This window comes from Pseudomonas sp. TSRC2-2, assembly GCF_049897785.1.
GTDB lineage: Bacteria > Pseudomonadota > Gammaproteobacteria > Pseudomonadales > Pseudomonadaceae > Aquipseudomonas.
This window is the reverse complement of record NZ_JAFCWZ010000014.1, coordinates 38002-61499: the sequence shown is the minus strand read 5'-3', so window position 1 is coordinate 61499 and position 23498 is coordinate 38002. Positions and strand designations below refer to the sequence as shown.

General features: G+C 61.4%; 16 protein-coding genes. 11 read left to right on the top strand and 5 right to left on the bottom strand.

Annotated elements, in window-relative coordinates:
- The first annotated feature begins 198 nt into the window (after positions 1-198).
- From xdhA to guaD, 4 genes are all read left to right on the top strand, one after another.
- A complete protein-coding gene (gene xdhA / locus ACP7D9_RS25325; RefSeq protein ID WP_101157347.1) occupies positions 199-1653 on the top strand; it encodes a xanthine dehydrogenase small subunit in 1455 nt (484 codons plus the stop codon).
- Complete coding sequence (gene xdhB / locus ACP7D9_RS25320) at positions 1646-4039, top strand: xanthine dehydrogenase molybdopterin binding subunit (RefSeq protein WP_426159948.1); 2394 nt, start codon at positions 1646-1648, stop codon at positions 4037-4039. The genes xdhA and xdhB overlap by 8 nt, the downstream gene beginning before the upstream one ends.
- A 126-nt stretch (positions 4040-4165) precedes the next feature.
- Complete coding sequence (gene xdhC, locus ACP7D9_RS25315; protein WP_426159947.1) at positions 4166-5023, top strand: xanthine dehydrogenase accessory protein XdhC; 858 nt, start codon at positions 4166-4168, stop codon at positions 5021-5023.
- A gap of 13 nt (positions 5024-5036) precedes the next feature.
- Positions 5037-6341: a guanine deaminase gene (gene guaD, locus ACP7D9_RS25310; protein ID WP_426159946.1), complete on the top strand. Its 1305-nt coding sequence runs from the start codon at positions 5037-5039 to the stop codon at positions 6339-6341.
- A 107-nt stretch (positions 6342-6448) separates the two neighbouring features.
- Here the strand turns inward: guaD and ACP7D9_RS25305 are convergent, their stop codons facing one another.
- Positions 6449-7213 (bottom strand): GntR family transcriptional regulator, encoded by a 765-nt coding sequence (locus ACP7D9_RS25305; protein ID WP_039763010.1) that lies wholly within the window; start codon positions 7211-7213, stop codon positions 6449-6451.
- Positions 7214-7572: 359 nt separating this feature from the next.
- On the opposite strand from ACP7D9_RS25305, the gene ACP7D9_RS25300 reads away from it, so the two are divergent.
- Positions 7573-8763 (top strand): benzoate/H(+) symporter BenE family transporter, encoded by a 1191-nt coding sequence (locus tag ACP7D9_RS25300; RefSeq protein ID WP_426159945.1) that lies wholly within the window; start codon positions 7573-7575, stop codon positions 8761-8763.
- Positions 8764-8897: 134 nt separating this feature from the next.
- Here the strand turns inward: ACP7D9_RS25300 and ACP7D9_RS25295 are convergent, their stop codons facing one another.
- Positions 8898-9242: a YggL family protein gene (locus ACP7D9_RS25295; protein ID WP_007916365.1), complete on the bottom strand. Its 345-nt coding sequence runs from the start codon at positions 9240-9242 to the stop codon at positions 8898-8900.
- A 233-nt stretch (positions 9243-9475) separates the two neighbouring features.
- Between ACP7D9_RS25295 and dacB the strand changes: the two genes are divergently transcribed.
- Positions 9476-10936 carry a D-alanyl-D-alanine carboxypeptidase/D-alanyl-D-alanine endopeptidase gene (dacB, locus tag ACP7D9_RS25290; RefSeq protein ID WP_039763007.1) on the top strand — a complete coding sequence of 487 codons (1461 nt, stop codon included), beginning with the start codon at positions 9476-9478 and terminating at the stop codon, positions 10934-10936.
- A gap of 90 nt (positions 10937-11026) precedes the next feature.
- Here dacB and ACP7D9_RS25285 read toward each other — a convergent pair whose 3' ends face one another.
- On the bottom strand, positions 11027-13411 hold the full coding sequence (locus ACP7D9_RS25285; protein ID WP_426159944.1) for a sensor domain-containing diguanylate cyclase: 2385 nt from the start codon (positions 13409-13411) through the stop codon (positions 11027-11029).
- A gap of 144 nt (positions 13412-13555) precedes the next feature.
- A complete protein-coding gene (gene rlmKL / locus ACP7D9_RS25280; protein WP_426159943.1) occupies positions 13556-15826 on the bottom strand; it encodes a bifunctional 23S rRNA (guanine(2069)-N(7))-methyltransferase RlmK/23S rRNA (guanine(2445)-N(2))-methyltransferase RlmL in 2271 nt (756 codons plus the stop codon).
- A gap of 529 nt (positions 15827-16355) precedes the next feature.
- Here rlmKL and rmf point away from each other — a divergent pair.
- Entirely contained in the window at positions 16356-16571 is a 216-nt protein-coding gene (gene rmf, locus ACP7D9_RS25275; protein WP_003223300.1) for a ribosome modulation factor, read from the top strand.
- 241 nt (positions 16572-16812) lie between these two features.
- On the opposite strand, the gene ACP7D9_RS25270 is transcribed toward rmf, so the two are convergent.
- Entirely contained in the window at positions 16813-17832 is a 1020-nt protein-coding gene (locus tag ACP7D9_RS25270) for a quinone-dependent dihydroorotate dehydrogenase (RefSeq protein ID WP_426159942.1), read from the bottom strand.
- Positions 17833-18050: 218 nt separating this feature from the next.
- Here ACP7D9_RS25270 and ACP7D9_RS25265 point away from each other — a divergent pair, with 218 nt between their 5' ends.
- The 4 genes from ACP7D9_RS25265 to ACP7D9_RS25250 all read left to right on the top strand — a co-directional run bounded on the left by ACP7D9_RS25265 (position 18051) and on the right by ACP7D9_RS25250 (position 23125).
- Complete coding sequence (locus ACP7D9_RS25265) at positions 18051-19262, top strand: CmpA/NrtA family ABC transporter substrate-binding protein (RefSeq protein ID WP_426159941.1); 1212 nt, start codon at positions 18051-18053, stop codon at positions 19260-19262.
- A gap of 15 nt (positions 19263-19277) precedes the next feature.
- Positions 19278-19853, top strand: coding sequence for an ANTAR domain-containing response regulator (locus ACP7D9_RS25260; RefSeq protein WP_217863904.1), 576 nt, complete (start codon positions 19278-19280; stop codon positions 19851-19853).
- Between the two features lie 382 nt (positions 19854-20235).
- Positions 20236-21447, top strand: a complete 1212-nt coding sequence (locus ACP7D9_RS25255; protein ID WP_426159940.1) for a nitrate/nitrite transporter — start codon at positions 20236-20238, stop codon at positions 21445-21447.
- Between the two features lie 7 nt (positions 21448-21454).
- Positions 21455-23125 (top strand): protein kinase domain-containing protein, encoded by a 1671-nt coding sequence (locus ACP7D9_RS25250; RefSeq protein ID WP_426159939.1) that lies wholly within the window; start codon positions 21455-21457, stop codon positions 23123-23125.
- Positions 23126-23498 lie beyond the last annotated feature (373 nt).

Sequence of the window (23498 nt, the reverse complement as noted above, 5' to 3'; positions counted from 1 at the left end):
TGCCCACTCAGCGGTTTTTGGCACGAATCCCGCAAAAAAGCGCAGTGACCGATGAAGGTCAATACTGAATAGACACGCTGTTGATCGACGAAACAGATTTTCCTGACCTTTAAGTCAGAAAACCATTGACCGAAAAGTCAGACCTGCTAAATTCGGTTCACGTCGGTTAACAACAATAATGAGTCTGCGAGGCCTTCCGTGATCCAGTTTTTACTTAACCAGGAGCTCCGTAGCGAGCACGCCCTGGACCCGAATCTGACTGTGCTCAATTACCTGCGTGAACACGTAGGCAAACCCGGCACCAAAGAAGGTTGTGCCAGTGGCGACTGCGGCGCCTGCACCGTGGTGGTTGGCGAGTTGCAGACCGACGACACGGGGCGTGAACATATTCGCTATCGCAGCCTCAACTCGTGCCTGACTTTCGTCTCGTCCTTGCACGGCAAACAACTGATCAGCGTTGAAGACCTCAAGCACAAGGGCGAACTGCACAGCGTGCAGAAAGCCATGGTCGAGTGCCACGGTTCGCAGTGCGGCTTCTGCACCCCCGGTTTCGTCATGTCGTTGTTCGCCCTGCAAAAGAACAGCGACGCGCCGGATCAGGCCAAGGCTCACGAAGCGCTGGCCGGCAACCTCTGCCGCTGCACTGGCTACCGGCCGATTCTCGCCGCTGCCGAACAATCCTGCTGCGGCAAACAGGCGGATCAGTTCGATGCCCGGGAAGCGGAAACCATCGCCCGTCTCAAAGCCATAGCGCCGACCGATATCGGTGAACTCAACAGCGGCGACAAACGCTGCCTGGTACCACTGACCGTGGCCGATCTGGCCGACCTCTACGACGCTTATCCACAAGCCCGACTGCTCGCTGGCGGTACCGATCTGGCGCTGGAAGTCACCCAGTTCCACCGCACACTGCCGGTAATGATCTACGTCGGCAACGTCGCCGAAATGAAACGCATCGAAACCTTTGACGACCGCATCGAAATCGGCGCCGCCACCGCCCTCTCCGACTGCTACGAAGCGTTGAACGCCGAGTACCCGGACTTCGGCGAACTGCTGCACCGCTTCGCCTCGTTGCAAATCCGCAATCAGGGCACCCTCGGCGGCAACATCGGCAACGCCTCGCCGATCGGTGACTCGCCGCCGCTGCTGATCGCCCTCGGCGCGCAGATCGTGCTGTGCAAAGGCGAGACCCGCCGTACATTGAATCTGGAAGATTACTTCATCGACTACCGCGTCACCGCGCGGCAGGAAAGCGAGTTCATCGAAAAAATCATCGTCCCGCGTGCCAGCGCCGAGCAGCTGTTCCGTGCCTATAAAGTGTCCAAGCGTCTGGACGACGACATTTCCGCCGTCTGCGCTGCGTTCAATCTGCGCGTGGAAAACGACGTGATCGCCGACGCCCGCGTGGCCTTCGGCGGCATGGCGGCGATCCCCAAACGCGCCGCGCATTGCGAAGCCGTGCTGCAAGGCGCGCCGTTCAATAACGCTGTGATCGAACGCGCCTGCGCCGCGCTGGCCGAGGACTTCACGCCGCTGAGCGACTTCCGCGCCAGCAAGGAATATCGCCTGCTCAGCGCGCAAAACCTGCTGCGCAAATACTTCATCGAGCTGCAAACACCGCACATCGAGACTCGGGTGACCGCTTATGTCTAACCATCACGCCGTAGAGAAGACTCAAGCTGAACTGGCCGAACTGTTCGCCCGGGACCTGACCACTGGAGTCGGCCGCAGCGTCAAACACGACAGCGCCGCCAAGCATGTGTCCGGTGAAGCGCAGTACATCGATGATCGCCTGGAATTTCCCAACCAACTGCACCTCTATGCACGCCTGTCGGACCGCGCACACGCGAAAATCCTCAGCATCGACACGCAGCCGTGCTACGCCTTCGAAGGCGTGCGCATCGTCATCACCCACGAAGACGTGCCAGGCCTGAAAGACATCGGCCCGCTGATGCCGGGCGACCCGCTGCTGGCCATCGATGACGTGCAGTTTGTCGGCCAGCCGGTACTCGCAGTGGCTGCGAAAGATCTGGAAACCGCACGCAAAGCGGCGATGGCCGCGATCATCGAATACGAAGACCTCGAACCGGTGCTCGACGTCGTCGAAGCCCTGCGCAAACGCCACTTCGTGCTCGACAGCCACACCCATCAGCGCGGCGATTCGGTGTCCGCGCTGGCCAGCGCCGAACATCGCATTCAAGGCACGCTGCACATCGGCGGCCAGGAACACTTTTACCTGGAGACGCAGATCTCCTCGGTGATGCCGACCGAAGACGGCGGCATGATCGTCTACTGCTCGACGCAGAACCCGACCGAAGTGCAGAAACTGGTCGCCGAAGTGCTCGACGTGTCGATGAACAAGATCGTCGTCGACATGCGCCGCATGGGCGGTGGTTTCGGTGGCAAGGAAACCCAGGCTGCGAGCCCGGCGTGCCTGTGCGCGGTGGTCGCGCACCTCACCGGCCAGCCGACCAAGATGCGCCTGCCGCGCGTCGAAGACATGCTCATGACCGGCAAGCGCCACCCGTTCTATGTCGAGTACGACGTCGGTTTCGACAGCAGCGGCCGCCTGCACGGGATCAACATGGAGCTGGCCGGTAACTGCGGCTGCTCGCCGGATCTGTCGGCGTCGATCGTCGACCGCGCGATGTTCCACTCGGATAATTCGTACTATCTCGGCGATGCCACCATCAACGGTCACCGCTGCAAGACCAACACCGCGTCGAACACCGCCTATCGCGGTTTCGGCGGCCCGCAAGGCATGGTCGCCATCGAAGAGGTAATGGACGCGATTGCCCGCCACCTCAACCTCGATCCGCTGGCCGTGCGCAAGGCCAACTACTACGGCAAGACCGAGCGCAACGTCACCCATTATTACCAGACCGTCGAGCACAACATGCTCGAAGAGATGACCGCCGAACTGGAAGCCAGCAGCCAGTACGCCGAGCGCCGCGAAGCGATCCGTCGCTACAATGCCAACAGCCCGATCCTGAAAAAGGGTCTGGCACTGACCCCTGTGAAATTCGGTATTTCCTTCACCGCCAGCTTCCTCAATCAGGCCGGCGCGCTGATCCACATCTACACCGACGGCAGCATTCATCTGAACCACGGCGGTACGGAAATGGGTCAGGGTCTGAACACCAAAGTCGCGCAGGTTGTGGCTGAAGTGTTCCAGGTCGACATCGACCGCGTGCAGATCACCGCGACCAACACCGACAAGGTGCCGAACACCTCGCCGACCGCCGCCTCCAGTGGTGCAGACCTGAACGGCAAAGCCGCGCAAAATGCTGCGCAGACCATCAAGCAACGCTTGGTCGAATTCGCCGCGCGGCACTACAAGGTCAGCGAAGAAGACGTCGAATTCCGCAATGGTCACGTGCGTGTCCGTGAGCAGATTCTGACCTTCGAAGCGCTGATCCAGCAGGCATATTTCAATCAGGTGTCGCTGTCGAGCACCGGCTTCTACAAGACCCCGAAAATCTACTACGACCGCAGTCAGGCCCGTGGTCGTCCGTTCTACTACTTCGCCTTTGGCGCGGCGTGCTGCGAAGTGATCGTCGACACCCTGACCGGCGAGTACAAGATGCTGCGCACCGACATCCTGCATGACGTCGGCGCCTCGCTGAACCCGTCGATCGACATCGGTCAGGTCGAGGGCGGTTTCGTCCAGGGCATGGGCTGGCTGACCATGGAAGAGCTGGTCTGGAACAACAAGGGCAAGTTGATGACCAACGGCCCGGCCAGCTACAAGATCCCGGCCGTGGCGGACATGCCGCTGGATCTGCGGGTGAAACTGGTGGAAAACCGCAAGAACCCGGAAGACACGGTGTTCCATTCCAAAGCCGTCGGTGAACCGCCGTTCATGCTCGGGATCGCCGCATGGTGCGCGATCAAGGATGCGGTGGCGAGCCTCGGTGACTACAAGCATCAGCCGAAAATCGACGCGCCGGCGACCCCGGAGCGGGTGTTGTGGGGGTGTGAGCAGATGCGCCAGCTCAAAGCGGTGAAAACAACCGCGACCGAAGTCGAGGTTGTTTGATGATCGTTCCCACGCTCCGCGTGGGAATGCAGCCCGCGACGCTCTGCGTCGCTCCCTGAACAGCGGACGCGGAGCGTCCAGTGATGCATTCCCACGCAGAGCGTGGGAACGATCTGAGAGGTGTTTATGTACAACTGGATCGACGCCCTCGCCGACCTGCAGAACCAGGGCGAGCCCTGTGTGCTGGTGACGATCATCGAAGAACTCGGCTCGACGCCACGCAACGCCGGCTCGAAAATGGTCGTCAGCGCCAACCGGATGTTCGACACCATCGGTGGTGGACACCTGGAATTCAAAGCCATGCAGATCGCCCGCGACATGCTCGCCAGCGGCAAACAGGACACCCATCTGGAGCGTTTCAGCCTCGGTGCCAGCCTCGGCCAGTGCTGCGGTGGCGCGACGGTGTTGCTGTTCGAACCGATGGGCCAGGTGCAGGCGCAGATCGCTGTATTCGGCGCCGGCCATGTCGGTCGCGCGCTGGTGCCGCTGCTCGCCAGCCTGCCCTGTCGGGTGCGCTGGATCGATTCGCGCGAGGCCGAATTCCCTGAACACATCCCCCACGGCGTGCGTAAAATCGTCAGCGAAGAGCCTGTGGATGAAATCGATGATCTGCCCGCTGGCAGCTATTGCATCGTCATGACCCACAACCATCAGCTCGATCTGGAACTCACCGCCGCCATCCTCAAACGCAACGACTTCGCCTGGTTCGGCCTGATCGGCTCGAAGACCAAACGGGTCAAGTTCGAACATCGCCTGCGTGATCGCGGTTTCGACCCCAGCGTGGTGCAACGCATGCGCTGCCCGATGGGCATCGGCGAAGTCAAAGGCAAACTGCCGGTGGAAATTGCCATCTCGATTGCCGGGGAAATCATCGCCACCTACAACGCCAACTTCGGCCAGCAAAGCGCCAGCGCCGAACCGATTGCCCGATTGCTGCCGGCCTCGCGCCGCAGCCAGTCCGCCAAACTCAAAGCCTCAAACTGATTAGAGAACCCTCATGCCTCTGACTCGCAAAGCCTACCGCGCCGCCATCCTGCACAGCATTGCCGACCCCGCCGAAGTCGGCATCGAAGCCTCCTACGAATATTTCGAGGACGGCCTGCTGGTGGTCGATGGCGGCAAGATCAGCGCCCTCGGCCACGCCAGCGAGCTGTTGCCGACCCTGCCGGCGGACATCGAGATCAATCATTATCAGAATGCGCTGATCACCCCCGGCTTCATCGATACGCACATTCACTTGCCGCAAACCGGCATGGTCGGCTCCTACGGCGAGCAGTTGCTCGACTGGCTGAACACCTACACTTTCCCCTGCGAAAGCCAGTTTGGCGACAAGGCTCACGCCGACGAAGTGGCGGACATTTTCATCAAGGAACTGCTGCGCAACGGCACCACCACGGCGCTGGTGTTCGGCAGCGTACATCCGCAGTCAGTCAATTCGTTTTTTGAAGCAGCCGAGAAGCTCGACCTGCGCATGATTGCCGGCAAGGTGATGATGGACCGCAATGCACCGGACTATCTGGTCGATACCGCCGAATCCAGCTACGTCGACAGCAAGGCGCTGATCGAGCGCTGGCACGGCAAGGGCCGTTTGCACTATGCGGTGACGCCGCGTTTCGCACCCACCAGCACCCCGGAACAACTGACCCTTGCCGGGCAATTGCTGACGGAATATCCGGATCTGTACATGCAGACCCACATCAGCGAAAACCTGAAGGAAATCGAGTGGGTAAAAGAGCTGTTCCCGGAGCGCAAGGGCTACCTCGACGTCTACGATCACTACCAACTGCTCGGCGAACGCTCGGTGTTCGCCCACGGCGTGCACCTGTGTGACGACGAGTGCGCGCGACTGGCGGAGACCGGCTCGGCGATCTCGTTCTGCCCGACGTCCAACCTGTTCCTCGGCAGCGGCCTGTTCAACCTGCCAATGGCCGAGAAACACAAACTCAATGTCGGCCTTGGCACCGATGTCGGCGGCGGCACCAGTTTCTCGCTGCTGCAGACTCTCAACGAAGCCTACAAGGTCATGCAACTGCAAGGCGCGCGGCTGAGCCCGTTCAAGTCGCTGTACCTGGCGACGCTGGGCGGTGCGCGGGCACTGCGTCTGGAGGACAAGATTGGCAACCTGCAACCGGGCTCCGATGCCGACTTCCTGGTGCTCGACTACAACGCCACGCCGCTGCTGAACTACCGCTTGGAGCAGTCGAACAACATTGCCGAGACGTTGTTCGTGCTGATGACGCTGGGCGATGACCGCACGGTGCAGCAGACCTATGCTGCGGGGGCGCTGGTGCATCAGCGCTAAGCCTCTTCGCACTGATCGTTCCCCCGCTCTGCGTGGGAACGATCAGTCAGGCAAAAAAAATCCCCCGCAACTTTCCAGCTGCGGGGGATTTTTTTGCATCAATCAGCTCAGAGCTTGGCGCTCGAGCGCCCCGGCTTTTTGGTCTGCAACAAATGCGAGAACACCGCGTGCAGATCATCCGACGCACCTTCCTCGTCGAGGTTGAGCTTGCTGTCGATGTGATCCATGTGGTGCATCATCAGGTTCACAGCCAGCTCGCCGTCGCGTTTCTCGATAGCGTCGATCAACTGCGTGTGTTCGTCGTACGAACAATGCGAACGGTTGCCGCTTTCGTACTGAGCGATGATCAGCGAGGTCTGCGAGACCAGGCTGCGCTGGAAGCTGATCAACGGTGCGTTCATCGCCGCTTCCGCCAGTTTCAGATGGAACTCGCCCGACAGACGAATACCGGCGCCGCGATCCCCGCGAGAGAAACTGTCGCGCTCATCATTGACCATCTGCCGCAGTTCAGCGATCTGCTCGGCAGTGGCATGTTGCACCGCCAGTTCGGTGATCGCGCGCTCGACCAGACGGCGAGCGAGAAATACCTGACGCGCCTCTTCAACGCTCGGGCTGGCGACGACGGCGCCACGGTTCGGCCGCAACAGCACCACGCCCTCATGGGCCAGACGCGACAGCGCGCGGCGAATGATGGTGCGGCTGACCCCGAAGATTTCCCCCAGCGCTTCTTCGCTCAACTTGGTGCCGGGCGCCAGGCGCTGTTCGAGGATGGCCTCGAAGATATGTGCGTAGACAATATCGTCCTGGGTTCCGCTGCGGCCGGCTTTGCCTGCTCGCGGTTGTTTCTTGAGGGGTTGCAACTGTTCGTTCATGGGCACTCGAGTCGGGAAAACTGCGGCGAATAGACCGTGACTGTAATACGGCACAGTAGGTCGCTGGCAAGTATCGCGTAAAAAACAGCGCGATTGTACACAATGAATGGTGGCAACACGACTGTACGGCTGTTTGCGACTTCGGCTGTATTGCAACGGTGAGTTACGTTTGAGTTTAGGCTTGATCGCAGAATTCGCTGCTTGAAAACAATTCCCACTGTGGGAGCGGGCTTGCTCGCGAAAGCGCTGTGCCAGTCGACATCTGCTTTGCTGACCCACCGCTTTCGCGAGCAAGCCCGCTCCCACAATGGTTCTGTGTTGTGGCGGACATCTCCATTGGTATAAGGAACACCGCCGTCATGACCGACGCCACCCACGCCCGCTTGCGCCCTCTCGCCGATACTTCGCCCTCTGCCATCGTCGCCGGTTTCATCGCGATGATGACCGGCTACACCAGCTCGCTGGTGCTGATGTTCCAGGCTGGGCAAGCGGCCGGGCTGAGCAGCGGGCAGATTTCCTCGTGGATCTGGGCGATCTCGATCGGCATGGCGGTCTGTTCGATCGGCCTGTCGCTGCGCTATCGCACGCCGATCACCATCGCCTGGTCGACCCCCGGCGCAGCGTTGCTGATCACCAGCCTGGGGGGCGTCAGTTACGGCGAGGCGATCGGCGCCTATATCACTTGCGCGGTACTGGTGACGATCTGCGGCATGACCGGCAGCTTCGAACGGCTGGTGAAAAAAATCCCGGCCTCTTTGGCAGCGGCGTTGCTGGCGGGGATTCTGTTCAAGATCGGCAGCGAAATATTCGTCGCCGCGCAACACCGTACCGGGCTGGTGCTGGGGATGTTCTTTACGTATCTGCTGATCAAGCGTCTGTCGCCGCGCTATGCGGTGCTCGCTGCGCTGCTGATCGGCACCGCACTGTCGGGCGCCATGGGCCTGCTCGATTTCAGCAGCTTTCACCTGGAAGTCGCCACTCCGGTCTGGACCACACCGCACTTTTCACTGGCCGCGACAATCAGCATTGGCATTCCGCTATTCGTGGTCGCCATGACCTCGCAGAACATGCCCGGCATCGCCGTGCTCCGTGCCGATGGCTATAACGTTCCGGCCTCGCCACTGATCACCACCACCGGCATCGCCTCGCTGTTGCTGGCACCGTTTGGCTCCCACGGCATCAACCTCGCGGCCATCAGCGCGGCGATCTGCACCGGCCCGCATGCCCACGAAGATCGCAACAAACGCTACACCGCCGCCGTGTGGTGCGGGGTGTTCTATGGCATCGCCGGGGTGTTTGGCGCGACTCTCGCGGCGCTGTTTGCTGCGTTGCCCAAGGAACTGGTGCTGTCGATTGCTGCGCTGGCGTTGTTCGGCTCGATCATCAATGGCTTGAGCATCGCCATGAACGAGGTGAAGGAACGGGAAGCGGCGTTGATCACCTTTATGGTCACGGCGTCTGGGCTGACGCTGTTTTCCATTGGTTCGGCATTCTGGGGAATTGTTGCGGGGGTTTTGACGCTGGTGATTTTGAATTGGCGTAAAGCCTAGAAGCAAAGATCGCAGCCTCCGGCAGCTCCTAAAGGAGATCGCGTTCCCCTGTAGGAGCTGACGAGTAAAACGAGGCTGCGATCTTTTGATCCATCAAAAAAAACGGCGACCCGAAGGTCGCCGTTTTTTCAGTATCACTTAGCCGCGTTGATCGGCTTTTCCGGATACCACACGTCCAGCAGCGGGCTGACTTCATACTTGGTCAGCTCGGAGCGGGTTTTCAGCCAGGCTTCAACGGCAGCGCGCTGCTCTTCGTTGACCGAGCCACGCTTCTGCAGGCACACCAGACCGAAGTCGTCGCCGCCAACATAACCCAGACCGTTGGCTTCCATGGCTTCTTTGATGAATGCTTCGAGGAAAGCGTCAATGGCTTCTTCGGACAAGTCTTCTTTGAAGTCCAGGTTCAGTTCGAAACCCAGCTCTTGAAATTCATCAACGCACAGTTTTTTGCGCAGACGCTGGGAACGGTTAGTCGCCATTGGAACAATCCTCTTAAGTAATAACGGCCGGCACTTTACCAGTTTAAGCCGGCGATTGCCCGACTCTCTGGCCCCTGCGGCCGACCGCCTGTAAAAAATAACGATTTGCAACGCCCCGACAAGGCACAAGCTGTTACAGCTTGGGGCATAATGCCGACACTTTCATGACCACTGAGGGCCTTTTCATCCATGCCCTCGTCTTTTTCCCCCTCTTCTGCAGGGTTTTATTGCATATGATCAAATCGTTGCGTCCACTGTTTCTCGCCGGCCTTCTTCTGCCTCTGGCCCTGCCCGTCTCCGCTGCCACCATCAACACTTCCCTGACCCCGAATGTCGAAAAAGCCCTCAAGGCCAGCAAGTTGCAGCCTACCGCGCTGTCGCTGGTGATGGTGCCGCTCGACGGTCCGGGTACGCCAACCGTGTTCAACGCCGACGTGTCGGTCAATCCGGCGTCGACAATGAAACTGGTCACCACCTACGCGGCGCTGGAGATGCTCGGTCCCAACCACCAGTGGAAAACCGAGTTCTACACCGACGGCGACCTGAGCGGCGGCATCCTCAACGGCAACCTCTACCTCAAGGGTGGCGGTGATCCGAAGCTGAACATGGAAAAACTCTGGCTGCTGATGCGCGACCTGCGCGCCAACGGCGTCACGCAGATCACCGGCGACCTGATCCTCGACCGCAATTTCTTCGTGCAGCCGCAATTGCCGGAATTCAACGATGACGGCAACGATGACAACAAGCCGTTCCTGGTCAAACCCGACTCGCTGCTGGTCAACCTCAAGGCCCTGCGCTTTGTCGCGCGCAATGACGGTGGCCGCGTATTGATTTCGGTAGAGCCGCCGATTGCCAGCATCCGCATCGAAAACACCGTCAAGGCCCTGCCCTCCAAACAATGCACCGGCGGCGTGCGCTACAACCCGGTGCCGCAGGCCGACGGCAGCGTGACCGTGACTGTTGGCGGTCAATTGGGCGAAGGCTGCAGCTCGCAGACTTATCTGTCGCTGCTCGACCACGCGACCTACACCGCCGGCGCCGTGCGTGCGATCTGGAAGGAGCTGGGTGGCAGCATTCAGGGCAAGGATCGTCTGGCGCCAACGCCGAGCAGCGCCAAACTGCTCGCCCGGGCGTACTCGCCGGATCTGGCGGAAATCATCCGCGACATCAACAAATACAGTAACAACACCATGGCCCAGCAGCTGTTCCTCAGCCTTGGCCAGCGTTTTCGCAACGACGCCGACGGTGACGACGCCCGGGCAGCGCAGCGCGTGGTGCGTCAGTGGCTGGCGAAGAAAGGCATCACCGCGCCACACCTGGTGATGGAGAACGGCTCCGGTCTGTCCCGGGCCGAGCGGGTCAGTGCGCGTGAAATGGCCAACATGCTGCAGGCTGCCTGGCACAGCCCGTACGCCGCCGAATACATCAGCTCGCTGCCGATTGCCGGTACCGACGGCACCATGCGCAAACGCCTGAAGACCACAGCGATGCGCGGCGAAGCCCATGTCAAAACCGGCACCCTGAACACCGTGCGCGCGATTGCCGGTTTCAGCCGTGACGTGAACGGCAACACCTGGGCGGTGGTGGCGATCCTCAACGACAAGGCCCCGTTCGGCGCCTCGTCGGTGCTCGATCAAGTGCTGCTGGATCTGTACAAGCAGCCGAAACTGCCGCAGACCGCTTCGGTGTTGTAACCCTCAAAAGCAGAAGATCGCAGCCTTCGGCAACTCCTACAGGTGTTCGCATATCCCTGTAGGAGCTGCCGAAGGCTGCGATCCTTTGATCTAACCCAACTCCCGCTCAATTCGATCCCGGCCATTCTGCTTCGCTGCGTAAACGCCCGAGTCAGCGCGAAGCAACAACGCATCCGCCCCCTCCCCCGGTCGCCAGCTCGCAATGCCGAAACTCGCGGTGACCATGCCAACCACATCCACCGGCGCGCTGCGCAGACCTTCCCACAATTCCATCGCCAGCATGTAAGCGTGCTCGCCGTCGATGTCCGGGCACAGCACCATGAACTCTTCGCCGCCCAGGCGGCAGAACACGTCGGTGCGGCGCAGGCGATGGCCGATCCGCTCGCACACCGCTTGCAGCACGCGGTCGCCGACGGCGTGACCGAACTGATCGTTGATGCGTTTGAAGTGGTCGATGTCGAGCATGATCACCGACAACTCACCGCCGCCACGCTCGACTCTCGCCATTTCGGTGGTCAGGCGCTCCTGGAAATAGCGGCGGTTGTGAATGCCGGTCAGCGAATCGGTGATCGACAACGCGCGCAATTCCTCTTCCACGCGCTTGAGGTCGGAGATATCCGAAATGTAGCCGTGCCACAGCACCCCGCCGCCCGGCAGCTCTTCCGGTGTTGCCTCGCCGCGCACCCAGCGCAAACCACGCTCGGGCAGTTGCACGCGGTATTCCTCGCGCCAGGGGCTGAGGTTTTCCGCTGATTCGCGGATCGATGAGCGCACGCGAATGGCGTCCTGCGGGTGGATGCGGCTGAAGATCGCCTCGGCGTCGAACAGCAGCGCATCCGGCTCAAGTTCGTAGATCTCGCGGATGCCATCGCTGGCGTAGATCACGCTGAAGCGGCCGTCGAATTCCATCTTGAATTGATAGATGCCACCGGGCACATGGGCGCTGAGCTTCTTTAGCAAAATGTCCCGCGCGGCCAACACTTCGTGCACGCGCTTGCGCTCGGTAATGTCGATGCAGATCGCCAGATGCCCGACCCACAGGCCCTGCTCGTCGAGCACCGGGGTGGCGAGCATGTTTACCGGCAAATGACTGCCGTCGCTGCGCACCAGCGTCCACTCGCGCGCTTCATGGCCGCCGACTTCGCCGCCCTCGACCAGCATCGCGTGGCAAGTCGGAATGCTTTTGCCGTAGCGGGCACTCAACTCGGCGGAACGCGCCGCCAGCTCGCGGGGCAAATGCAAATTCTCCAGAGTCATGCGCCCGACCACTTCGGCGCTGCTGTAGCCGAGCATTTGCTCGGCGCCGGGGTTGAAGGTGTTGATCACTCCACGCAAGTCGGTGGCGATGATCGCGACCTGGGTGGCGGCGTTCAATACTCCGCGCAACTGACCGTGGGTGCCGCGCAGTTCCTGCTCGCGCTCGTGCAATTCCTGGGTGCGCACCTCGACCAGCCGCACCGCGCGCTGGCGCTGGCTGACCAGCACGTAAAGCAAGGCGCTGAGCAGCACGCTGAGCAAGCCGCCGAGAACGACCACGCTGCCTACAGAAGAATGATTGGCCTGCATGAACGCGTCGCTCGGCAGGATATCAACCTGATAGTCATGGTCGGCCATGCGCAGCAAACGCGTCGCCGCCAGATCGCCGGGCACCGCCTCATTGCTCGATTCGAACAGAGCCTCGTGCTGATCAGGGGTCGACAGATCCAGAATGCGCACTGACAGGTAATCGTGCAGGGCATCGGGCAAACCGTCGGCGAGCAATTGGCGCATGCTGATCACCGCCATCACATAGCCGAATGGCTTCGACTCACCCGGGCGATTGACCGGCGCCAGCAGCAATACTCCACGCGCATAGGCCGGCTCGATCCCGACCAGATGCATCGGTTTTGACACCGCCATGCTGCCGAGTCGGTCGGCGCGTTGCAGGGTTTCGCGGCGCAAGGGTTGGGCGAGTAAATCGTAGCCCAGCGGTGGCGCCAGTCGGCTTTGGGTCTGGGTGTACAGCACCGGCACGTAGACCTCGCGCGGTGGCGCCAGTAGTAACTCACCTTTGGCGTCCAGCTCGCGAATGGTGAAGGTGCTCAGGCCTTCGTCACGCACACGCTGTTCGAACGCCTCCCGGTCAGCGCCGCTGATTCTCGGGGCGTAGGTATAGGCTTGAGTGCGCAGCAGCAAGGGCCGGGAGTAACCGTCGAACTCGGCGCGGGACACCGATTGGGAGTTGGCGAAGAACCGGCGCAGCCCATCCAGGCGTTGCTCCTGGTCCTGAAAACGTTCGGCGATGCGGCTGTAGCGTTCATTGGCCAGCAGTTGAAAGCGCTGACGCGATTGTTGCTGAAACTGATTGAAGGTACCCCACGCGAGCAGGCCGGTGAGAATCCCGCCGGCAAGCAATACCAGCAAAGCGACCAGCCAGGCTGAGACGTCTTCGCTGATGAAACCGAGGATTTTCGGGCGCACGGGGTGCAACGGCATAAGCACGACTCACTCCGCCAAATTTGCGGGAAAACCCCATTGGCGGTGTGTGAGTTATAGCTATTAGCCACTAATTTAGCTAGCACCGCAGGATCCACCGAGCCGTTAAAAATCAACGCTCTGTGGATCCAGGCGGCCCAAGCGTCAACGAGCCGTGATTTTCCAGGCGCGGTGGATCCTGGTATTGCGGGCAAAATCCGGATCAATGGTCTGTGCGCTTATTTCCTCGACCGCATAACGCTCGGCGAGGTTTTCCTCCAACTGGAACTTGCGGAAGTTGTTGGAGAAATACAGCACGCCACCCGGTGCCAGCCGCGCCATCGCCAGATCGATCAGTTGCACCTGATCGCGCTGCACATCGAAGATGCCTTCCATGCGCTTGGAGTTGGAGAACGTCGGCGGGTCGATGAAAATCAGGTCGTACTCGTCACGGCTGCTTTCCAGCCACGCCATCACATCGCCCTGCTCCAGACGGTTCTTGTCCGAGAAACCGTTCAGCGACAGGTTGCGCCGCGCCCAGTCCAGGTAGGTTTTCGATAGGTCGACGCTGGTAGTGCTGCGCGCGCCGCCCTTGGCCGCGTGCACGCTGGCGGTCGCGGTGTAGCAGAACAGATTGAGGAAGCGTTTGCCGGCCGCCTCTTTCTGAATGCGCATGCGCATCGGCCGGTGATCGAGGAACAGGCCGGTGTCGAGGTAATCGGTGAGGTTGACCAGCAGCTTCACGCCACCTTCATTGACCTCGACGAACTTGCCCTGCGCCGCCTGACGCTCGTACTGCTTGGTGCCGCTCTGCCGCTCCCGACGTTTGACCACGACGCGATTCTTGTCGACGTTCAACGCCTGCGGTATGGCCGCCAGCGCATCGAACATGCGCGCCGAGGCTTTTTCCGGGTCGATGGATTTCGGCGCGGCGTATTCCTGGACGTGCACCCAGTCGTGGTACAGGTCGATGGCCATCGCATATTCCGGCATGTCGGCATCATAGACGCGGTAGCAATCGATGCCTTCGCGCTTGACCCACTTGCCCATGGCTTTGAGATTTTTCTGCAGGCGGTTGGCAAACATTTGCCCGCCTTCGCTCAGGCGCGGCTGCTCGATCACTGGTGCCGGGGCTGGCGTCGGTTTGATCGGATTGCCGTTCTTGTTGAACTTGCGCTCTTGCGGCTCGTCCGGGGTCTGATCGTAAGCCGCTTGCTCGCGCTCGGCCTGACGTTGTTCCGGGGTCCGCCGCTCGCCAGTGACGAACTGATCCGGCAGCACCTTGATCAGCAGCAGCTTGCACGGCAACGCGCCGTTCCAGAATGAATACTGCTTGTGGCTGCGAATGCCCATGCGCTTGCCCAGGTCCGGGGCGCCGGTGAACACCGCCGCTTCCCAGTTCAGGCAGGCCTGACGCAGACGCTCGCCGAGATTCTGGTAGAGATACAACAGGCTGGCTTCGTCTCCGAGACGCTCGCCGTACGGCGGGTTACAGATCACCAGACCTTTCTGGTTCTGATCCGGGCGCGGCTCGAAGGTCGCCACTTCGCCCTGATAAATCTTGATCCACTCGCTGAGACCGGCACGTTCGACGTTGTTGCGGCCTGGCTGAATCAGTCGTGGATCGGCTTCATAACCGCGAATCCACAGCGGCGGTCTGGCCAGACCGGCAGCAGCACGTTCAGCCGCTTCTTCGTGAAGCTTTTTCCACAGCGCCGGCACGTGACCGAGCCACGCGGTAAAGCCCCACTGTTCGCGACGCAGGTTCGGCGCCATGTCGGCAGCAATCATTGCTGCTTCAACCAGGAACGTACCAACACCGCACATCGGGTCAGCCAGCGCGCCGCCTTCGGCCGCAATGCGTGGCCAGCCGGAACGGATCAGGATCGCGGCCGCGAGGTTTTCCTTCAGCGGCGCCGCGCCCTGCTGCAAGCGATAACCACGCTGGTGCAGGCTGTGGCCGGACAGGTCGAGGGAGAGAATCGCTTCGCCGCGATCCAGACGCAGGTGAATGCGCAGGTCCGGATTGAGCTTGTCGATCGACGGACGGTCGCCCTGCGGCGTGCGCAGTTTGTCGACGATAGCGTCTTTGACTTTCAGCGCGCCGAAGTGGGTATTGTCGATGCCCGAGCCGTGGCCGCTGAATTCAACGGCCAGGGTGCCGTCGCTGAGCATGTGATCCTGCCAGTCGATGTCGAGCACGCCGTGGTAGAGGTCTTCGGCATCCTTCATCGGGAAACGCTTGAGCACCAGCAGCACACGGTTGGCCAGACGCGACCAGAGGCACAGGCGATAGGCGGTTTCCATGGTGGCCATGCCGCGCACGGCGGAGGTGTGCTCGCGCGCTTCTTCAAGGCCAAGCCCGACGGCTTCCTCGATGAGCAGGCCTTCAAGGCCTTTGGGGCAAGTGAGGAAGAGTTCGAAACGATCGGACATGGTAATTCCAGAGCCTTTGGCTAGTGGGCCGGCAACGCATTGCCGACCCGGTTTTCAATCAGGCGCTTTTCTGAAAGAGCGCCCGCGTGGCACGAAGGTGTGCCGTTCCATCCCCGCTGCTCGGGTTAAAAGAGCTTAGATGCCGGGACAGATAAAAAAGTTGATGAAACAAAAAGACTGAAAGCGACCCTTCGTCGAATAGTACCCAAGCGCAAACGTGGGTCATTCTCACTAAAGGATTAACCCGCTGAGCCAGCGGGGCGCCGATCATACCGGGGTTTGCGCAGCGAACGTTGAATAAATGCGCGGTTACTTATCGCCATAGCATCCTTTACGTTACGTGCTTATGACAAAACGATCATTCCCTCGGTGTGACTCATTGGTTAGAACTGAGCACAGGTTGACGTCGCAACGGCGTCAACACCTTGGCTCGCCACGCCGGCAGCGAGCCGCACACTGGCAGGCTTTTCTGCCCGACCTCGGTTGAGGTCAACGCGACACTACAGTCAACAAGTGAGGGAAACACCCTATGAGAAGACTTAAGCGTGATCCGTTGGAAAGAGCATTTTTGCGCGGATATCAATATGGCGTTGGTGGCAAATCCCGTGAGCTTTGCCCATTTACTCTACCGTCGGTACGCCAAGCCTGGATTAACGGCTGGCGAGAAGGACGCGGCGACAACTGGGACGGTATGACCGGCACTGCGGGAATCCACAGACTCAACGAACTTCACGCCGTCGGCTGACACAGGGCATTTATTCCGACACGACAATCTGAATATGCAATGAATTAACCACGCACGTCCTTCCCGGACGGCGGGCTTCGGCCCAGGGGCTCCTTCGAGGAGCCCTTTTTATTGCCTGAAGATTCATTTGAGCTTTACACATCCCTGTGGGAGCGGGCTTGCTCGCGAAAGCGGTATTTCAGCCGCCGAAAATGTTGACTGACCCACCGTTTTCGCGAGCAAGCCCGCTCCCACAAGGTGATCAGCGCAACGCGGCGATGGCGTCTACCGATTCACGAATCAGCGCCGGGCCCTTATAGATGAAGCCGGAGTAAATCTGCACCAGGCTCGCGCCGGCAGTAATCTTCTCCGCCGCGTGCTTGCCTTCGGTAATCCCGCCAGCGGCAATGATCGGCAAGCGCCCGGCCAATTCGCCGGCCAGCACTTTCACGGTATTCGTGCTCTTCTCACGCACCGGCGCCCCCGACAGACCGCCCGCCTCGTCACCATGTTCCATGCCTTCAACGCCGACACGGCTGAGGGTGGTGTTGGTGGCGATCACTGCGTCCATGCCGGTTTCGATCAACGCCTGGGCAACCTGCGCGGTTTCTTCGTCGGTCATGTCCGGGGCGATCTTGATCGCCAGCGGCACATGTTTGCCGTGACGCAGGGCCAGTTCGGCGCGGCGCGTGGCCAGATCCGCGAGCAATTGCTTGAGCGAGTCACCGAACTGCAGGCTGCGCAGGCCCGGGGTATTCGGCGAGCTGACGTTGACGGTGACGTAGCTGGCGTGGGCGTAAACCTTGTCCAGGCAGATCAGGTAATCGTCGACCGCGCGCTCGACCGGGGTGTCGAAGTTCTTGCCGATATTGATCCCCAGTACGCCCTTGTATTTTGCCGCAGCGACCCGCGCCAGCAGGTTATCCACGCCGAGGTTGTTGAAGCCCATGCGGTTGATGATCGCCTCGGCTTCCGGCAGGCGGAAGATCCGTGGCTTCGGATTGCCCGGCTGCGGACGCGGGGTCACGGTGCCGATTTCGACAAAACCGAAACCCAGCTGCGCGAAGCCATCGATGGCCGCGCCGTTCTTGTCCAGACCGGCCGCCAACCCCACCGGGTTCGGGAATTGGAGCCCCATGACGGTCACCGGCACTTGCGCCGGAGCCTTGCACAGCATGCCGTTGAGGCCCAAACGCCCACCCGCGCCGATCAGATCCAGCGACAGATCGTGGGAGGTTTCCGGGGAAAGTTTGAACAACAGCTGACGGGCCAGGGTGTACATGGGCGGCGATGACTCGAGCGGCGAAAAGAGGCGGCGATTATAGCCGGGCATCGTCCCCCGGCGCGAGGCGCCTGCGCGAATCAGGCGACTGGCATATGCCTTGCACCACCCCGCTCATCAGTCTGCCGACCAATGACGGCGCGCAGGCCAGGACAATGGCGTCGTCCCCGGGTTTTGCCTGCGCAGAATCCGGGACGGCGTTTTTTTTGAGGTAGCGTATGAACGAAACGTCCTTGGGGCCGCTGGCCTGGGTCAATGGCAGCGATGCGCCGGAAAAGAGCGCGATCAATCTCGGTTTCATGGCGCTGAGCGACTGCGCCTCGGTGGTGGTCGCCGCCACTCAGGGCTTCGCCCAACCCTACGGCCTGACCCTGAACCTCAAGCGTCAGGCGTCATGGGCCAACCTGCGCGACAAACTGGTCAGCGGCGAACTGGATGCCGCGCACAGCCTGTACGGGCTGATTTATGCGGTGCACCTGGGCATCGGCGGCGTCGCCCCGACCGACATGGCGGTGCTGATGGGCCTGAACCAGAATGGCCAGAGCCTGAACCTGTCCCATGGCTTGCAACAGGCTGGCGTGAACAGTCCTGAAGCGCTCGACCGCCACGTGCACCAAAGCCGCGCAAAACTCACCTTCGCCCAGACCTTTCCCACCGGCACCCACGCGATGTGGCTTTATTACTGGCTGGCGAGCCAGGGCATCCACCCGTTGCAGGATGTCGACAGTGTGGTAGTGCCGCCGCCGCAAATGGTCGCGCACCTGCAAGCCGGGCGCATCGACGGTTTTTGCGTCGGCGAACCCTGGGCGGCCAGCGCGGTGCAACAGGGGCTCGGCTTCACCCTGGCGACCAGCCAGAGCATCTGGCCCGACCACCCGGAAAAAGTCCTCGGCTGCACCCGGGCGTTCGTCGAGCAATACCCCAACACCGCGCGGGCGCTGGTCATGGCCATTCTTGAGGCCAGCCGCTTCATCGAACAAAGCCCGGAAAACCGCCGCAGCACCGCCCAATTACTCAGCGCTGCGGAATACCTCGACACCCCGGCCACCTGCATCGAGCCGCGCTTTATGGGCGACTACGCCGACGGCCTCGGCAATCGCTGGCAGGATCCGCACGCGCTGCGTTTTCACGGCGATGGCGAGGTCAATCTGCCCTACCTTTCCGACGGCATGTGGTTCATGACCCAGTTCCGCCGCTGGGGCCTGTTGCGCGAGGATCCGGATTATCTGGCCGTCGCCCGTCAGGTTCAGCATCTGGATCTGTATCGCGAGGCCGCCAGCGCTATCGGTGTCGCGACTTCATATGCAGACCTGCGCAGCAGCCAGTTGCTCGACGGCAAGGTCTGGGATGGCAGCGATCCGGCGGGCTATGCGCGCAGTTTCAAACTGCACGCCCTGAACGACGCCACCCCCCTACTCGCCCAGCGCTGACAGGAGATCGCGAACATGTTGCGCATTCTGCTGATCAACGACACCGCGAAAAAAGTCGGACGCCTGAAAGCGGCGCTGACCGAGGCCGGCTTCGAAGTGATCGATGAGTCCGGCCTGACCATCGACCTGCCGGCGCGCGTCGAAACGGTGCGTCCGGACGTGATCCTGATCGATACCGAGTCACCGAGCCGCGATGTCATGGAGCAAGTAGTACTGGTCAGCCGCGACCAGCCACGGCCGATCGTGATGTTCACCGACGAACATGACCCAGGGGTGATGCGTCAGGCGATCAGGTCCGGGGTCAGTGCCTACATCGTCGAAGGCATTCACGCACAGCGCTTGCAGCCGATTCTCGACGTGGCGATGGCGCGCTTCGAGAGTGACCAGGCCTTGCGCGCGCAATTGCAGGCGCGCGACCAGCAACTGGCCGAACGCAAGCGCATCGAACTGGCCAAGGGTTTGCTGATGAAGATGAAGGACTGCAACGAGGAAGAGGCCTACACGCTGATGCGCCGCCAGGCCATGAGCCGCCAGCAGAAACTGATACAGGTGGCGGAGCAGATCATTGCCATGAGTGAGTTGCTGGGCTGAATGATCGTTCCCACGCGCAGCAAAGGAATGCATCACGTGACGCTCTGCGTCACCTCGCAAGAGCGGACGCAGAGCGTCCATGGCGGCATTCCCACGCGGAGCATGGGAACGATCTGACCCTCCTGTAGGAGCTGACGAGTGCAACGAGGCTGCGATCTTTTCAGGCCTTGGCACAAATCTCGCTATGTAAACCGCACAGGTAACCAACGGCGGTTGCCCCACCCACGACAAAGACGTCGCTCACCCCATTCGCCCTCGCGCGGATCCGGTAGCGGCGTTTTTGCGTTTTGGCCCCACAGAGCGGGGCCGGTGGTGCGGCCGTGCAGGCGCTCCACCTGCTGTGCATGACTCCTTTCGAGACTCTTTTCAGCCGAGGTGCGCGATGAATTCAAGCTTCTGGAAATCCGGCCATACCCCGACCCTGTTCGCGGCCTTCCTGTATTTCGACCTGAGCTTCATGGTCTGGTACCTGCTCGGCCCGCTGGCGGTGCAGATCGCCGCCGACCTGCAACTGACCACCCAACAACGCGGCCTGGTGGTCGCCACGCCGATTCTCGCCGGCGCGGTGCTGCGCTTCATCATGGGCATGCTGGCTGATCGGCTGTCGCCGAAAACCGCCGGGCTGATCGGTCAGGTCATCGTCATCTGCGCACTGTTCGGTGCCTGGAAACTCGGCATTCACAGTTACGAGCAGGCGCTGATCCTCGGCCTGTTCCTCGGCATGGCCGGCGCCTCGTTCGCCGTGGCCCTGCCGCTGGCCTCGCAGTGGTACCCGCCAGAGCATCAGGGCAAAGCCATGGGCATCGCCGGCGCGGGCAACTCCGGCACTGTGTTTGCCGCGCTGCTGGCGCCGGTGATTGCCGCCGCGTTCGGCTGGAGCAATGTCTTCGGCTTCGCCCTGATCCCGCTGGTTTTGACTTTGGTGCTGTTCGCCCTGTTGGCAAAAAACGCCCCACAGCGACCGAAACCGAAAGCCATGGCCGATTACTTCAAAGCCCTTGGTGATCGCGACAGTTGGTGGTTCATGTTTTTCTACAGCGTCACCTTCGGCGGTTTCATCGGCCTGGCGAGCGCCCTGCCCGGTTACTTCAACGATCAATACGGTCTGAGCCCGGTGACCGCTGGTTACTACACCGCTGCCTGTGTATTCGGCGGCAGCCTGATGCGGCCGTTGGGTGGCGCACTGGCCGATCGCTTCGGTGGCATCCGCACCTTGCTGGCGATGTACACCGTTGCCGCCATCTGCATCGCGGCCGTCGGCTTCAATCTGCCAAGTTCCTACGCGGCGCTGGCGCTTTTCGTCTGCACCATGCTCGGCCTGGGCGCGGGCAACGGTGCGGTTTTCCAATTGGTGCCGCAGCGTTTTCGCCTGGAGATCGGCGTGATGACCGGGCTGATCGGCATGGCCGGCGGCATTGGCGGCTTCGCCCTCGCGGCCGGTATGGGCGCGATCAAGCAAAGCACCGGCAGTTATCAACTGGCGCTGTGGTTGTTCGCCAGCCTCGGTGTGTTGGCGTGGTTTGGCCTGCACGGCGTCAAGCGTCGTTGGAGGACCACCTGGGGTTCGGCAGCGGTGACGGCAGCGCGGGTCTGAGGCTCCAATGGCCCTGCAACTGAGCTTCGCCGAAGCCAGCGCCACCGGGCCGCGCGCAGAGAATCAGGACGCCCTGCGAGCGGTTACCCCGGCGCCGGCATTGGCGCTGAGCAAGGGTTATCTGTTTGCCATTGCCGACGGCGTCAGCCAGTGCGCCGATGGCGGCCTCGCTGCGCGTTCGACGTTGCAGGCGCTGGCGCTGGACTACTACGCGACGCCGGAAACCTGGAGCGTGGCCCAGGCGCTGGATCGTCTGCTGCTTGCGCAAAACCGCTGGCTGCAGGCCAACGGCGGCGGGCAACCGCTGCTGACCACGGTCAGCGCGCTGGTGATGCGCGGTCGACGCTTCACCCTCGCCCATGTTGGCGATTGCCGGGTCTATCGCTGGCACGCCGAGCGTTTGCAGCGCATCAGCGAGGATCACGTCTGGGAGCAACCGGGCATGCAACACGTGCTCAAGCGTGCGCTCGGGCTCGATCAGCATCTGGTCCTGGATTTCCTCGACGGCGAACTGCGTGAGGGCGAAAGCTTCGTGCTGCTCAGCGACGGCGTCTGGTCGACCTTGGGCGATACCGCGATCGCGGCGGTTCTGCGTGATCAGCCGGACCTGCACAGCGCAGCGCAAACCTTGATCAACGCCGCGCATCTGGCCGGCAGTCAGGACAACGCCAGTGCCCTGCTGGTGCGCGTCGATGCGCTGGGCGAAGCGAGCATTGGCGATGCGCTGGTGCAGCTGCAGCAGTGGCCGCTGCCGCCCGCGCTGAAACCCGGGCAAGCGTTCGAGGGCTGGCAAGTGCAGAGCGTCGTCGGCCAGAGCCAGCAATCATTGCTGTATCGCGTGCTCGACGGCCAGGCCCAGCCCTGGCTGTTGAAGACCTTGCCGACGCGACTGGCCGACGATGCGCAGGCCGGGCAAGCGTTGCTGTCGGAAGAATGGTTTCTCAGGCGCGTCGCCGGTCGGCATTTTCCGCAAATTCATGCCTGCCCTCAGCGTCAGCATTTGTATTACGTGATGCGCGAATACCCCGGGACGACGCTGGCCGAAGTGTTTCAGCACAGCGGCCCGTTGCCATTGGCGCAGTGGCAGGACATCGCCGAGCGCCTGTTGCGTGCGGTCGGCCTGCTGCATCGACGGCAGATTCTGCATCGCGACATCAAACCGGAAAACCTGTTGCTGGGTGAGGACGGCGAGCTGCGCGTGCTGGATTTCGGTCTGGCTTATTGCCCGGGACTTTCGGAGGACGCGCCGGCGACACTGCCGGGAACGCCAAGTTTTATCGCCCCGGAAGGGTTTCGCGGCGAACCGCCAAGTGCACAGCAGGATTTATATTCGCTCGGCGTAACGCTCTATTACCTGCTCACCGGGCATTTTCCCTACGGTGAGATCGAAGCGTTTCAGCGGCCTCGATTTGGCGTGCCGGTGAGTCCCGGTCGCTATCGCCCGGACTTGCCGGAATGGCTGGCGCAGAGTCTGGAACGCGGCGTCGCGGCCGATCCTCAGCAACGCTTTGAAACCGCCGAAGAGTGGTTGCTGGTGCTGGAACAGGGTGAGCGGCGCAGCCTGAGTGTGCGGCCCCGGCCGTTATTGGAGCGGGAGCCGTTGAAGGTCTGGCGGACGATGGCTTTGGTGGCGTTGCTGGGGAATGTTGTGCTGCTGGTTTTGTTGTTTCACAGTTGAACCGAGGCGCGCCGTTCGCGAGCAAGCCCGCTCCCACGTTAGAACGCGTTCCCCTGTGGGAGCGGGCTTGCTCGCGAAGGCGCCAGACCCGACACCCCAGGTCCTCCATAGATAACGCGCCACGAACGAGCAACACGCCTCCATTCGGTGCAGAAAAATTTCGTCAGCCTTACCAAACCCCAATAAACCCGCGCCTTCCAAAGTTGGCACAACCACTGCATTACCTTTCTCACCATACATAAAGCCCAACCTTCAACGACGAAGGCTGCGCTTCCCGAGAGCACGGGACCAGGACAAAGGCGTCCTCGCTAGGCAACTAGCGGGACGCCTTTTTTTGTTTTCGCAAAATTTGTCGAGCAAGGCCCGACGGCCC